This is a genomic window from Cellulosimicrobium sp. Marseille-Q8652 (assembly GCF_965112045.1).
Genome location: NZ_CBCOPS010000002.1, coordinates 1,444,802 through 1,458,233 on the forward strand (window position 1 = coordinate 1,444,802; position 13,432 = coordinate 1,458,233).

The 13,432-nt window shown below is 75.4% G+C and carries 10 protein-coding genes; 6 read left to right on the top strand and 4 right to left on the bottom strand.

The window, feature by feature from the left end; genetic code table 11:
* Nucleotides 1-60 precede the first annotated feature (60 nt).
* Nucleotides 61-1,776 carry an ABC transporter ATP-binding protein gene (locus ACWPWV_RS16420; protein WP_454044569.1) on the top strand — a complete coding sequence of 572 codons (1,716 nt, stop codon included), beginning with the start codon at nt 61-63 and terminating at the stop codon, nt 1,774-1,776.
* Nucleotides 1,773-2,558, top strand: coding sequence for an energy-coupling factor transporter transmembrane component T family protein (locus ACWPWV_RS16425; RefSeq protein ID WP_454043996.1), 786 nt, complete (start codon nt 1,773-1,775; stop codon nt 2,556-2,558). Before ACWPWV_RS16420 ends, ACWPWV_RS16425 begins: the two co-directional genes overlap by 4 nt.
* A 68-nt stretch (nt 2,559-2,626) precedes the next feature.
* Here ACWPWV_RS16425 and hisS read toward each other — a convergent pair whose 3' ends face one another.
* Complete coding sequence (gene hisS, locus ACWPWV_RS16430) at nt 2,627-4,027, bottom strand: histidine--tRNA ligase (protein ID WP_454043997.1); 1,401 nt, start codon at nt 4,025-4,027, stop codon at nt 2,627-2,629.
* A 97-nt stretch (nt 4,028-4,124) separates the two neighbouring features.
* On the bottom strand, nt 4,125-4,982 hold the full coding sequence (locus ACWPWV_RS16435; protein WP_454043998.1) for an MBL fold metallo-hydrolase: 858 nt from the start codon (nt 4,980-4,982) through the stop codon (nt 4,125-4,127).
* 190 nt (nt 4,983-5,172) lie between these two features.
* On the opposite strand from ACWPWV_RS16435, the gene ACWPWV_RS16440 reads away from it, so the two are divergent.
* The 4 genes from ACWPWV_RS16440 (at nt 5,173) to ligD (ending at nt 9,865) form a co-directional block, all read left to right on the top strand.
* Nucleotides 5,173-5,940 carry a peptidylprolyl isomerase gene (locus ACWPWV_RS16440; protein WP_454043999.1) on the top strand — a complete coding sequence of 256 codons (768 nt, stop codon included), beginning with the start codon at nt 5,173-5,175 and terminating at the stop codon, nt 5,938-5,940.
* Nucleotides 5,941-6,808: 868 nt separating this feature from the next.
* Nucleotides 6,809-8,020, top strand: coding sequence for a DUF349 domain-containing protein (locus tag ACWPWV_RS16445; RefSeq protein ID WP_454044000.1), 1,212 nt, complete (start codon nt 6,809-6,811; stop codon nt 8,018-8,020).
* A 95-nt stretch (nt 8,021-8,115) separates the two neighbouring features.
* The gene (locus ACWPWV_RS16450; RefSeq protein ID WP_454044001.1) at nt 8,116-8,781 is read left to right on the top strand and encodes a hypothetical protein; all 666 of its coding nucleotides are present in this window, start codon (nt 8,116-8,118) and stop codon (nt 8,779-8,781) included.
* 10 nt (nt 8,782-8,791) lie between these two features.
* On the top strand, nt 8,792-9,865 hold the full coding sequence (gene ligD / locus ACWPWV_RS16455; RefSeq protein ID WP_454044002.1) for a non-homologous end-joining DNA ligase: 1,074 nt from the start codon (nt 8,792-8,794) through the stop codon (nt 9,863-9,865).
* A gap of 31 nt (nt 9,866-9,896) precedes the next feature.
* Here the strand turns inward: ligD and ACWPWV_RS16460 are convergent, their stop codons facing one another.
* A complete protein-coding gene (locus ACWPWV_RS16460) occupies nt 9,897-11,003 on the bottom strand; it encodes an ATP-dependent DNA ligase (RefSeq protein ID WP_454044003.1) in 1,107 nt (368 codons plus the stop codon).
* A gap of 85 nt (nt 11,004-11,088) precedes the next feature.
* On the bottom strand, nt 11,089-13,431 hold the full coding sequence (locus ACWPWV_RS16465; protein ID WP_454044004.1) for a RelA/SpoT family protein: 2,343 nt from the start codon (nt 13,429-13,431) through the stop codon (nt 11,089-11,091).
* Nucleotide 13,432: the final 1 nt, after the last annotated feature.

A 13,432-nucleotide genomic window follows, 5' to 3' on the forward strand; every position in this document is an offset into this window, starting at 1 on the left:
GCGCCCGACGCGGTCCGCGCAGCCGGCCTGTCCGTCACCCTGGGCCGTCTCGACGCGCGCGTGCTCGACGACGTCCACGTCACCGTGCCCGCCGGCACCGGCCTGCTCGTGCTCGGCCCGTCCGGCTGCGGCAAGTCGACGCTCCTGCGCGCCTTCGTCGGGGTGGTCCCGCACACGCTGCCCGGGACCGTGTCCGGCGACCTGCACGTCGTCGGGCACGACCCGCGCGACGTCACCCCGGCCCGGCTCGCGGCGCACGTCGGCCTCGTCCAGCAGCGCCCGGGCGACCAGCTGTGCCTCGCGCGCGTCGACGACGAGCTGCGGTTCGCGCTCGAGAACCGCGGCGTGGACCCCGACGCCTTGGACGCCCGCGCGTGGGCCGCGCTCGACGCCGTCGGCGCGGCCCACCTGCACGAGCGCGCGACCTCCGCGCTCTCGGGCGGCGAGGCGCAGCGCGTCGCGCTCGCCGCGGCGCTCGTCGCCGACCCCGACCTCGTCGTGCTCGACGAGCCGACGGCCCTCCTCGACCCCGCGGCGGCGCACGACGTCGGCGCCCTCGTCGCGGCCCTCACCGGCGCTCCGTCGGCGCCCATCGACGACCTGTCGCGCGCGCGGCCGGTGCCCCGGGCCGTCGTCCTCGTGGAGCACCGGCTCGACGAGCTCGGCACCCTGCCCGGCGCGACGCTCGTGCTCGGGAGGAACGGCCGCGTCCTCGCGCACGGGCCCACCGACCGGGTCCTGCGCGAGCACGCCGACGAGCTCGCCGCCCTCGGGTGCTGGTTGCCGCTCGCGGTCCGGCTCGAGGCCGCGGGCGCGCCGGGCCCGCTCGGCACGCCCGAGACCGACGCCTGGCTCGCCGACCTCGCCGGGGCGGCGCCCGCCGAGGCGCCCCGGCACCGGGCGGCTCCGGGGGCCGGCGACCCGGTGGCGCTCCGCGCCCGCCGCCTCGCGGTCCACCGCGGCCCGCGTCCGGGCCGTGCGGGCCGTGCGGGCCGTGCGGCACGTGCGGGACGCGACGGCGTGCCGGTGGTGCGCGACGTCGACCTCGACCTCCGTGCGGGCGAGGTGCTCGCCGTCGTGGGGCCGAACGGTGGCGGGAAGTCGACGCTCCTGCGCGGCCTCGCGGGGCTCGAGCGCACCACCGGCGAGGTCACGACCACGGCGAGCGAACCCGTCGCCATGGTCTTCCAGGACCCCGAGCACCAGCTCCTCGCCCGCACCGTGCGCGACGAGGTCGCCTGGTCGGCCCGCTGCGCGGGCCTGACCGACCTCGACGTCCGCGTCGCACGGTCCCTCGAGACGTTCTCCCTCACAGCGCTCGCCGACGCGAACCCCTACCGGCTCTCGGGCGGCGAGCAGCGTCGCCTCTCCCTCGCCACCGCGACCGTCCTCGACCCGGCCGTCCTGCTCGCGGACGAGCCGACGTTCGGTCTCGACCGTGCCCAGGCGGCGGCGACCGCGCGCGTGCTGCGTGGCCGGGCGGACGCCGGCGGTGGCGTGGCCGTCGTCACGCACGACCTCGCCCTCGTCGCCGAGATCGCCGACCGCGTGGCGGTCGTCGTGGACGGCGAGCTCGTGGCGCTCGGCACGCCGGCCGCGGTGCTCGGCGACGACGCGCTCTGCGCGCGCGCCGGGCTCCGCAGGCCCCCGCTGCTCGAGTGGTGGGCGCGCACGGGACGCGGCCTCGGCGTCGACCCCGGCGCTCTCGTGCGCGCGCTCGGCCGAGCAGCGCTCGCGGACCCCGACCGCGTGGTCGCCGGGGCGGCGCCCTCGTGACCGCGCGGCCCACCCCGCTCGGACGGTGGAACCCGACGGTCAAGCTCGCGACCGTGCTCACCCTGTCCACCGCGGTGCTGCTCGTCACGGACCCGGTGACGCCGGCGGTCGGGTGGGTGCTGGCGCTCACGGCGCTGGTCGCGCTCGGTCGCGTCCCGGTGCGCACGCTCGCGCTCGCGCACGTGCCCTTCGTGGTGTTCGCCGCGAGCCTGCTCGTCGTCAACGTCCTGACCCGACCGGGCGGGGCGCCGGTCGCGCTGGGCCCGCTCACGGTCGGTGCGGACGGCGTGACGGTCGGCACCGCGCTCGCCCTGCGCACGCTCTTCGTCGGGGCGCTCTCGCTCACTCTCGTCCTCACGACGGGCCCGGTGCGCCTCATGACGAGCCTGCACCAGCACGCACGGCTGCCGGTGACGTGGACGTTCGCGGTCCTGGCCGCGCACCGCCTGCTGGTGGAGCTGCCCGGCGCGTGGCACACGATCCGCTGCGCCCAGGCCGCGCGCGACCCGCGTCGCACGCCCGGCCGCCTGCCCCGCTCGCCGCGAGCGCTCGGGGCGGCGGCCTTCGCGCTCCTCGTCGGGGCCGTCCGGCGCGCGGAGCGCCTGACGATCGCGCTCGAGTCGCGCGGACTCGGGTCCGGTCCGCGCACGACCTCGCGCCCGGTGCCGCTCCGCCCGTCCGACGTCGTCGCGGCGGGCACAGTCCTGCTCGTGGCCGCGGCCGTGGTCGTCGCGGGCGTCGTCGGCGGGTGGGTCACGGGTCTCGGCGCGCTCACCGCCTGACGGTCCGCCGACAGCCCGCCGTCCCGCCGGCCACGGGCCGGACGCCGTCGTCGGGCCGTTGCCGGTGGTCAGTCCGTCGCGGGGACCACCCGGGGCCACAGGTCCTCGGCGGGCGGCGTCCACGACGCGGCGTCGGCGTCGACCTGCTCGCCCGAGCGGATGTCCTTGACCTGGTCCGGACGGGCGACACCGGCCTCGTCCACCTGCCCGGCGGCGGGGAACCACACGAACGGGATGCCGCGCCGGTCCGCGTAGCGGATCTGCTTGCCGAACTTCGCCGCGGCGGGCGCGACCTCGACGGGCACGCCGCGCGCCCGCAGCGCGGTCGCGACCGCGTCGGACGCCTCGCGCGACTCCTCGCTCGTCACCGCGACCACGACGGCGCTGGGGACCGAGCGCGTGGCGCGCACGAGACCCGCGGACAGCAGGCGCGACACGAGCCGTGACACGCCGATCGAGAGGCCGACGCCCGGATAGGTGGTCGAGCCGTCGGACGCGAGCGTGTCGTACCGCCCGCCCGAGCAGATGGACCCGAGCTGCTCGTGCCCGACGAGCACGGTCTCGTAGACCGAGCCCGTGTAGTAGTCGAGCCCCCGCGCGATCTTGAGGTCGGCGACCACGACGCCCGGGGCGCGCACGCTCGCCGCGTCGATCAGCGCACCCAGCTCGTCCAGCCCGGTGTCGAGCAGGTCGCTGACGACGTCGTGCTGCGCCGCGAGCGCCCGCACGCGGTCCACGACCCCGGAGTCGCTGCCGCTGATCGCCGCGAGCGCAAGGCAGGCGTCGGCCTGCTCGGGCGTCGTGCCCGCCTCGGAGACGAGGAGCGAGGCGACCTTCTCGGGGCCGACCTTGTCGAGCTTGTCGATCTGGCGCAGCACGTCGTCGACGGCGTCGATCCCGAGCCCGCGGTAGAAGCCCTCGGCGACGCGCCGGTTGTTCACGAGCACGCGCACCTCGGGGACGCCGATCTCCCGCAGGGCGCCGAGGGCCTCGGCCATGACGAGCGGGAGCTCGACCTCGAAGTGGTACGGCAGCTCGCCCGCACCGACGACGTCGACGTCGGCCTGCGTGAACTCGCGGAAGCGCCCGTCCTGGGGGCGCTCCCCCCGCCAGACCTTCTGGATCTGGTAGCGCTTGAACGGGAACGCGAGGTGACCGGCGTTCTCCAGCACGTAGCGCGCGAACGGCACGGTGAGGTCGAAGTGCAGGCCGAGCTGCTTCTCGGGCCTCCCGGTCCGGGGCTCGTCGCCCTCCCCCGGCTCCTCCTGGAGGCGGCGCAGGACGTACACCTCCTTGGACGTCTCGCCCTTGCGCAGCAGCTGGTCCAGCGGCTCCACCGCACGCGTCTCGACCCCCGCGAAGCCGTGCAGCTCGAACGTGCGGCGCAGCACGTCGAGGACGTGCTGCTCGACGATCCGCCCGTCGGGCAGCCATTCGGGGAATCCGGAGAGGGGTGTGGGCCTGGCCATGGGACCTGATCCTTCCAGACGGCGGCGCCCGACCGGCAATCGTCCCGATCGCGCGGCGCGGGTCGGGCCGGGCCGGGCCGGGCCTGCGGGACGGAGGTCAGGCGCGGGCGAGGAACGGGTTGGTCGCGAGCTCGCGGCCGACGGTCGTCGCGGGACCGTGACCGGGCAGCACGTCCCAGCGGGGGTCCAGGCGGCCGACGACGTCGTGCAGCGTCCGCTCCATCGTCCCGCCGTCACCGCCGGGCAGGTCCGTACGCCCCACCGACCCGGCGAAGAGTACGTCGCCGCTGAGCAGCAGCCCGGACCCCGGGCGGCCGAACAGGTAGAGCGTCGAGCCCTCGGTGTGGCCGGGCGCGCCGACCGCGAGGACCTGCACGGCGCCCCATCGCAGCGCGTGCCCGTCACCCGCGCCGACGTCGAACCCCTGCACGTCGGCCGGCTCCCGGTAGTCGCCCGGACGTGCCCCGGCGGCGCGCAGCGACTCGCCGAGCGGTCCGGAGACGAGGGACGCTCCCGCGGCCCCGGGTCCCGACGCCCGTGGTCCCGCGGACGACGCCGGCCCTCGGTCGAGCGTGCCGAACGGGTCCGCGAGCCGGTAGGCGTCGGCGGTGTGCAGGGCGACCGGCACGCCGAACCGCTCGCTCAGCGTCGCGGCGTCCCACGTGTGGTCGACGTGCCCGTGGGTCGCGAGGACGGCGCGCACGGTGAGGCCGCGGCGTTCGACCGACGCGGTGACCGCGGCCGCGACCCCGGCGCCCGCGTCGACCACGACGCAGTCCCCTCCACGGCTCACGATCGAGCAGTTGGTGCCGAAGACCGGGGCGACGACCACCTCGACCTCGACCCTGCCGTCGGCCGCGACCTCGCTCGCGTCGTCGCCACCCACCGACGTCGCGTCCTGTCCCGTCGGCCCGTCCGGCCCCGTCCGACCGTCGTGCCCCGTGAGCCCGTCCACGGCCCGAGGCTAGCGCGCCGGCGGGACGCCGCCGCGGCGACGGACCGGCGAGGTCGATACCGGACCGTGACCTGGTGCGCGGCAAACCACGGGGCTCCGCGGCCCGCGGTGCCTAGACTGTCCCGTACCGACCACGGGCGCACCGTGGTCGACCGCGCGCGCCGTCACGGCCGACGACGAAGGAGCTGGGGTGTCGACGAAGAGCAGGGAGCGCGAGCAGGCGCGCCGCCGCCAGGAGAAGTGGGAGCGGCGCCAGGAGCAGCTGCGGGCACGGCGCCAGCGCAGGTGGTCCATCGTCGGCGTGGTCCTCGCCCTCCTCGTCATCGGCGTCGTGGTCTGGTGGGCGCTGTCCGCGGCCCAGGACTCGGGCACCGACCCCGCCGCCGAGCCGGACCCCGCCACCGGCAGCACGTCGGGCAGCACCGGCGAGCACACCCTGCCGCCGGCCTCCGCGGCCGAGGGTCGCGAGTGGACCTCGGAGCTCACCACGAGCGTCGGCGACATCACCCTCTCCCTCGACGGCGCCGCGGCGCCGCAGGCGGTGGCGAGCTTCGTCTCGCTCGCCGACTCGGGGTACTTCGACGGGACCTCGTGCCACCGGCTGACGACCTCGGGCATCTACGTCCTGCAGTGTGGCGACCCGACGGGCACCGGCACCGGCGACCCGGGGTACAAGTTCGGCCCCGTCGAGAACGCCCCGACCGACGACGTCTACCCCGCCGGGACCGTCGCCATGGCCCGCCAGGGCGGGGACGGCGAGTCGATGGGCTCCCAGTTCTTCCTCGTCTACGAGGACTCGACCATCCCGGCCGACGCGGCGGGTGGTTACACAGTGTTCGGCACCATCACATCCGGTCTGGACGTCGTCCAGGCAGTCGCTGACGCGGGGACCGTGGACGGGGCCGGCGACGGCTCCCCCGCGACCCCGGTCACCATCGAAGGAGTTGAGACCCAGTGAGCGATCCCGCGAACAACGAGGCGAGCACGCCGGTGACGGAGTCCGCAGAGGCGGGCGCGACCGGACGGGTCGAGGCGACCGAGACGCAGGCTGCCGAGACGCCGGCTGCGGAGGCCGAGCCGACCGGCGCGGAGGTGCCCGAGGCGCGGGCGGCCGAGGCGCAGGCTGCGGAAGCCCCCGAGGCGCCGGCCGCGGAGCAGGAGCCGACGGAGGAGCCGACGGGGGCCCCCGCGCCCACCGAGGCGCCGCAGGCTGCCGACGAGACGCCCGCCGCGGACCAGCCCGAGGCCGCAGCCGAGGGGGGCTCCGCCCCCGAGGACGACTCCGCGGAGGGCTCCGCACCCGAGGACGACTCCGCGGAGGGCTCCGCCCCCGAGGACGACTCCGCGGAGGCCGCAGCAGGCGCGGCTGTCGAGTCGGCACCGGACGAGACACCGGTGGCCGCCGGTGAGCCCGAGGCGGCCGTCGAGCCCGAGGCGGTGGCGCAGGGCGTCGTCGCAGACGAGGCGTCCGGCACGACGCCCGTCGAGGGCGACTCCGCCGCGCCGGTGGAGGCCTCCCCGGCCGACTCGGCCGAGCCGGCCGAGCCGGCCGGAGAGCCCTCTCCGGCCGACGTCGAGCCGGCTCCTGCCGAGCGCCCGACGCCGCGACCGGCACCGCGTCCCAAGCCCTCGGCCCTCCCGCACCCGCCGCGCCGGACGGAGCGGGCCGGCGCGGCGGGGGCGGGGGGGCCGGGGGCCTGGGGCGCGGGGCCGGGCGCGGCGGCCGGCGCCCCGCCGGGGGCCGCCCGACGCCGGCCCGGGGGGGCGCTCCCGCCCGCCCCGCCCGCCCCGCCAGGGAGTTCGGCCGGGTCGACGACGACGGCACCGTGCACGTCCGCGAGGAGGCGGGAGAGCGCGTCGTCGGGCAGTTCCCCGGCGTCGGCGCGGACGAGGCGCTCACGCTCTACGTGCGCCGCTACCTCGACCTCCAGGCGAAGGTCGCGCTCTTCGAGGCCCGGCTCACCGGGACGGACCTGTCCGTGAAGGAGATCGACCAGACGCTCGCGCGGCTCTCCGAGGAGACGGCCGAGCCGTCGGCCGTCGGAGACCTCGACGCGCTGCGCGCCCAGGTCGCGGCCCTGCGCACGGTCGCGGGCGAGCGTCGCCAGCAGCTCGAGGCGGAGCGCGCGGCCGCGAAGTCGGCCGCGCTCGCCGCCCGCACGGAGATCATCGAGGCCGCCGAGAAGATCGCGGCGACCGACCCGAGCCGGATGCAGTGGCGTCCGGCGGGCGAGGAGCTCCGCGGCCTGCTCGAGCGCTGGAAGGAGGCGCAGCGCTCCGGTCCCCGCATCGACCGGGCGAGCGAGGAGTCCCTGTGGAAGCGGTTCAGCCACGCGCGCACCGCGTTCGACCGCGAGCGGCGTCACTACTTCGCGGAGCTGGAGCAGCGCAACACGTCGGCCAAGGCGGAGAAGGAGAAGCTCGTCGAGGAGGCCGAGTCCCTCGCGTCGAGCACCGACTGGGGCCCCACGGCGGGTGCGTACCGCGACCTCATGGCTCGTTGGAAGGCGGCCGGCCGGGCCAGCCGTCGCGACGACGACGCCCTCTGGGCGCGCTTCCGCGCGGCGCAGGACACGTTCTTCCAGGCCCGTGACGCGGCGAGCTCGGCCACCGACGCCGAGTACGCGGCGAACCTCGAGGTGAAGGAGGCGATCCTCACCGAGGCCGAGGCCCTCGTCCCGGTGCGGGACCTCGCCGCCGCGAAGGCGGCCCTGCGGGACATCCAGGAGCGGTGGGAGCAGGCCGGTCGCGTCCCGCGCGGGGACCTGCAGCGTGTCGAGGGGCGGCTGCGCGCCGTCGAGAACGCCGTCCGTGACGCGGAGCAGGCGCAGTGGACGCGCACGAACCCGGAGACGCGGGCGCGCGCCGAGGGCGCCGCAGCCCAGCTCGAGGCCGCGATCGACGCCCTCGAGGCCGACCTGGCCGCGGCACAGGAGCGCGGGGACGCGCGGGCCGTCGCCGACCTCGAGACGGCCCTCACCGCGCGTCGCGCCTGGCTCGAGCAGGTCGTCCGCGCGGCCGAGGACTCGCGCGGCTGACGCCCGACGCTCCGGTGCGTGCGCAGGGGCCGGTCTCGTCCACAGGACGAGGCCGGCCCCTTCCGCGTCCCTCCCGGGTGGTGCACCGTGAGGGGATGCGCACCGCCACGAGTCGCGGGCCCGCCGCGGGGCCTCCCGACGACACGCCCACCGAACCTGCCGGAGCGTCCTACCCGCCCCTCGCGCGGCTGCTCCTGCCGTGCGTGCCGGAGGTCGGCCTGCTCGTGCGGCCGTCCGAGGTCGGCGGCGAGGTCGCGTACCAGGACCTCGTGCGGCGCGGCGCGCTCGTCGAGGTCTGGGACGGAGTCGCCGCACCGGCACGCGTCCCGCACACCCCGACCCTGCGCGCTCTGGCCGTCCGTGCCCTCGTACCGGCCCCCACCGTGCTCGCCGGGGCGGCCGCCGCCTGGGTCCTGTGCGGCGCTCGCCGCCCCGACCGGCTCGACGTCGTCTACCCGCCCGGCACCCACCGCCCCACCCCGCTGCCCGGCCGCGTCCCCCGGCAGGCCGCGGTGCTGCGCTCGGAGACGGAGCTCGTCGCCGGGGTCCTCGTGACCGACCCGCGACGCACGGCGCTGGACGTCGCGACCCGGTGCGACCGCGCCGCGGCGCTCGACGTCCTGCGACGGCTCCGCGCGGTGCGGGACCTCGACGTCGCCGCGGCGGCACGCTCGCTCGAGCTCCGGTTCCGCTGGCCCGGACGAGAGCGGGCCCGGGAGGTCTTCGCCGTCCTGCTCGCCGAGGTCGCCCCGGCCGACTAGGTTGGGCGCCATGGCCGCTGCGACGACACCGGTGGAGCTCGACGTCCGAGGACGCACGGTCCGCGTGACGAGCCCGGACCGGGTCGTGTTCCCCCGTCGGGACGTCACCAAGCTCGACGTCGTGCAGTACTTCCTCTCCGTCGGCGACGGCATCCTCGGGGCGCTCCTCGACCGCCCGACGACCCTCGAACGCTGGCCAAAGGGGGTGTTCGAGGGCGCCCGCATGAGCACGCGGACCGACAACAGCGGCGACGCGTTCTACCAGAAGCGCGTGCCGAAGGGCGCGCCCGACTACGTGCGCACCGCCCGCATCGCGTTCCCGAGCGGTCGCACCGCCGACGAGGTGTGCCCCACGGAGCTCGCCGTCGTGGCCTGGGCGGCGAACCTCGGCACGCTGACGTTCCACCCGTGGCCGGTCCGCGGCGAGGACGTCGAGGCCGTCGACCAGCTCCGGATCGACCTCGACCCGCAGCCCGGGACAGACTTCGACGACGCCGTCCGCGTCGCCCCGCACCTGCGCGAGGTCCTCGACGAGCTCGGCATGACCGGTTATCCTAAGACCTCCGGAGGCCGCGGCATCCACGTGTTCGTGCCGATCGCGCCCGAGTGGGACTTCGTGGCCGCGCGGCGTGCGACGATCGCGATCGGTCGCGAGCTCGAGCGCCGGCTCCCCCAGCAGGTGACGACGAAGTGGTGGAAGGAGGAGCGCGGCGCCAAGATCTTCGTGGACTACAACCAGATGGCGCGCGACCGCACCATCGCGTCGGCGTACTCCATCCGCTCGAACCATCGCGCGACGGTCTCCGCCCCCGTGCGGTGGGACGAGCTCGGCGACGTCCACCCCGACGACTTCGACGTGGCGTCGATGCCCGCTCGTTTCGCGGAGGTCGGCGACCTCTTCGCACCGCTCCGGGCCGACCGGGAGGACCCCGGGGCGTCGCTCGAGGCCGCGCTCGAGCTCTCGCGTCGCGACGAGGCCGAGCACGGCCTGGGCGACCTGCCCTATCCCCCGGAGTACCCGAAGATGCCGGGCGAGCCCAAGCGGGTCCAGCCGAGCAAGGACCGCGACCGCCCGCACGGCTGACGTCGCGCGCCGGCATCCGGCCGGACGACGGTCACCCGACCCCCGGTGCTCCGGGGAGGATCTCCGTGAGGTCGTAGCGCACGGGCTCGTCGAGCTGGTCGTACGTGCACGACGACGGCTCGCGGTCGTCGCGCCAGCGCCGGAACTGGGCGGTGTGACGGAAACGGGTCCCTTCCATGTGGTCGTACGCGACCTCGAGCACCCGCTCCGGTCGCAGGGGCGTGAACGACAGGTCCTTGCCGGAGCTCCACCGCGACACCGCACCCGGCATGCGCTCCCCCGCCGGGTTCTCCCAGCCCGACCACGGGTGCGCGTCCGCCTCGGGGGTGCCCGGCTCGACGACGAGCGGCGCGAGCTCCGCGACGAGCGCCGCGCGACGCGCCGCAGGGAAGGAGGCGGCGACACCGACGAACTGCAGCTGCCCCTCGCCGTCGAACAGACCGAGCAGCAGGGACCCGAGCAGCGGCTCGGAGGGGGTCGACGTCTTGTGCAGCCGGTATCCCGCCAGCACGACGTCCGCCTCACGGCCGTGCTTGATCTTGAGCATCGCGCGCTTGTTCGGCTGGTAGGAGCCGTCGAGCGGCTTCGCCACCACACCGTCGAGGCCTGCACCCTCGAACGTGTCGAACCACTCGCGCGCGACGGCCACGTCGCGCGTCCGCGGGGTGGCGTGGACGCGGGGCCCGCGGAGCCCGATCCCGTCGAGCACCTCCTGGCGGCGCGCGAGGGGCGCGTCCGTGAGGTCGTCGTCGCCGAGGGCGAGGACGTCGAACACCACGAGGCTCGCGGGCGTCTGCTCCGCGAGGAGGCGCACGCGCGACGCTGCGGGGTGGATGCGCTGCTGCAGCACCTCGAACTCGAGCCGGCCACCCTGCGCGACCACGATCTCGCCGTCCACGACGCACCGCTCCGGCAGCGCCTCCCGCACCGCGTCCACGACCTCCGGGAAGTACCGCTCCATGGGCCGCGCGTTCCGGCTGTCGAGCCGTACCTCGTCGCCGTCGCGGTACACGATCGCGCGGAAGCCGTCCCACTTCGGCTCGTAGACGTAGCCGCCCGGTGTGGCGTCCGGCTCGGGCACGTCCGGGACCGACTTCGCGAGCATGGGCAGGACGGGCGGCATCACGGGCAGGTCCATGCGCCCGATGCTGCCACCGGCGTGCCGACGCCGCCCGACGACGTGCCGGACCGCCGCCGGAGCGCTCCGCCCGCCCGGGGCCGCCTCAGGCGGGGAGCTGCGGTGCCGGCTCGGCGCGGGACCCCGTCATGCGGTAGACGTCGAACACGCCGTCGACCTTGCGCACGGCGCTCAGCACCTGGGCGAGGTGAGCGGGCTCGGCCATCTCGAAGACGAAGCGTGACATCGCGACGCGGTCGTTCGAGGTCGAGACGGTCGCCGACAGGATGTTCACGTGGTGGTCCGACAGGACACGCGTCACGTCCGAGAGCAGCCGTGCCCGGTCCAGCGCCTCGACCTGGATCTGGACGAGGAACATCGCGTTGCTGCCCGTCGTCCAGCCGACGTCCACGATGCGCTCGGGCTGGTTCCGCAGGCCGACCACGTTCGCGCAGTCCGCACGGTGGACGCTCACGCCCTGCCCGCGCGTGATGAACCCGATGATGTCGTCCCCGGGCACCGGCGTGCAGCACTTGGCGAGCTTCACCCAGATGTCCTCGACGCCCTTGACCACGACGCCGGGGTCGCCCGTGCGCACGCGCCGCGCCGTCTGGCCCGGGCGAGCCGTCTCGGCGACGTCCTCGACCGTGCCCTCGTCGCCGCCCATCGACTGGACGAGCTTCGACACGACGTTGGCGGCGGAGACCTGAGCCTCCCCGATCGCGGCGTACAGCGCCGTGACGTCGGCGAAGCGCATCTCGTTCGCGAGGGCGACGAGCGTCTCGTGCGACAGGAGGCGCTGGATCGGCAGGTTCTGCTTGCGCATCGCCTTGGCCAGCGCGTCCTTGCCGTGCTCGACCGCCTCCTCGCGGCGCTCCTTGGAGAACCACTGGCGGATCTTGTTGCGCGCCCGAGGGCTCTTGACGAACGCGAGCCAGTCGCGGCTCGGGCCGGCGTTCTCCGACTTGGACGTCAGGACGTCGACGGCGTCCCCGTTCTCCAGCGTGGAGTCGAGCGGGACGAGGCGGCCGTTGACCCGCGCCCCCATCGTGCGGTGACCGACCTCGGTGTGGACGGCGTACGCGAAGTCGACCGGCGTGGACCCCGCGGGCAGCGCCAGGACGTCACCCTTCGGCGTGAAGACGTAGACCTCGGCGCCGCCGATCTCGAACCGCAACGAGTCGAGGAACTCCGCGGGGTCCGCGGTCTCACGCTGCCAGTCCACGAGCTGGCGCAGCCAGCGCATGTCGTTGGCCGCGGGGTCGCCCTTCTCGGTCCGCCCCGCCGTCTTCGCGGTCTCCTTGTACTTCCAGTGCGCCGCGACGCCGTACTCCGCGCGCCGGTGCATCTCGTGCGTGCGGATCTGGATCTCGACGGGCTTGCCGCCCGGGCCGATGACCGTCGTGTGCAACGACTGGTACATGTTGAACTTCGGCATCGCGATGTAGTCCTTGAACCGCCCCGGCACCGGGTTCCACCGGGCGTGCAGCGCACCGAGCGCCGCGTAGCAGTCCCGGACGCTGTCCACGAGGACGCGCGCGCCGACGAGGTCGTAGATCTCCGCGAAGTCGTGACCGCGCACGATCATCTTCTGGTAGATCGAGTAGTAGTGCTTCGGCCGACCGGTCACGGTCGCGCGGATCTTCGCGCTCCGCAGGTCGGCCGTGACCTGCTCCCGCACGACGGCGAGGTACTCCTCGCGCGCCGGTGCGCGCTCGGCGACGAGGTGGACGATCTCGTCGTACACCTTGGGGTACAGGGCCTGGAACGACAGGTCCTCGAGCTCCCACTTGATGGTGTTCATGCCGAGCCGGTGCGCCAGCGGGGCGTAGATCTCCAGCGTCTCGCGCGCCTTGCGCTCCGCCGACGACGACGAGACGTACTTCCACGTGCGTGCGTTGTGCAGGCGGTCCGCCAGCTTGATGACGAGGACCCGGATGTCGCGCGCCATGGCGACGACCATCTTGCGCACCGTCTCGGCCTGCGCGGCGTCGCCGTAGGTCACCTTGTCGAGCTTCGTGACGCCGTCGACGAGCATCGCGATCTCGTCGCCGTACTCCCCGCGGAGCTGGTCGAGGGAGTACTCGGTGTCCTCGACCGTGTCGTGCAGGAGTGCCGCGGCGAGCGTCGAGCCGTCGAACCCGAGGTCCGCGAGGATCGTCGCCACGGCCACCGGGTGGGTGATGTACGGGTCGCCGCTCTTGCGCAGCTGGCCGCGGTGCGCGCGCTCGGCCGTGGCGTAGGCACGCTCGATGACGGAGAGGTCGGACTTGGGGTGGTTCGTGCGCACCGCCTGGAGCAGCGGCTCGAGCGCCGGGCTGCCGCCACCGGTCCGCGTGCCGAACCGCACGAGGCGCGACCGCACGCCGCGTCCCGCTGCGCCGCCGCCACCCGAGGTGGCCGGAGGCTGCCCGGCGGGCGCGGACGACGTCCTGGTGTCCTCGCTCATG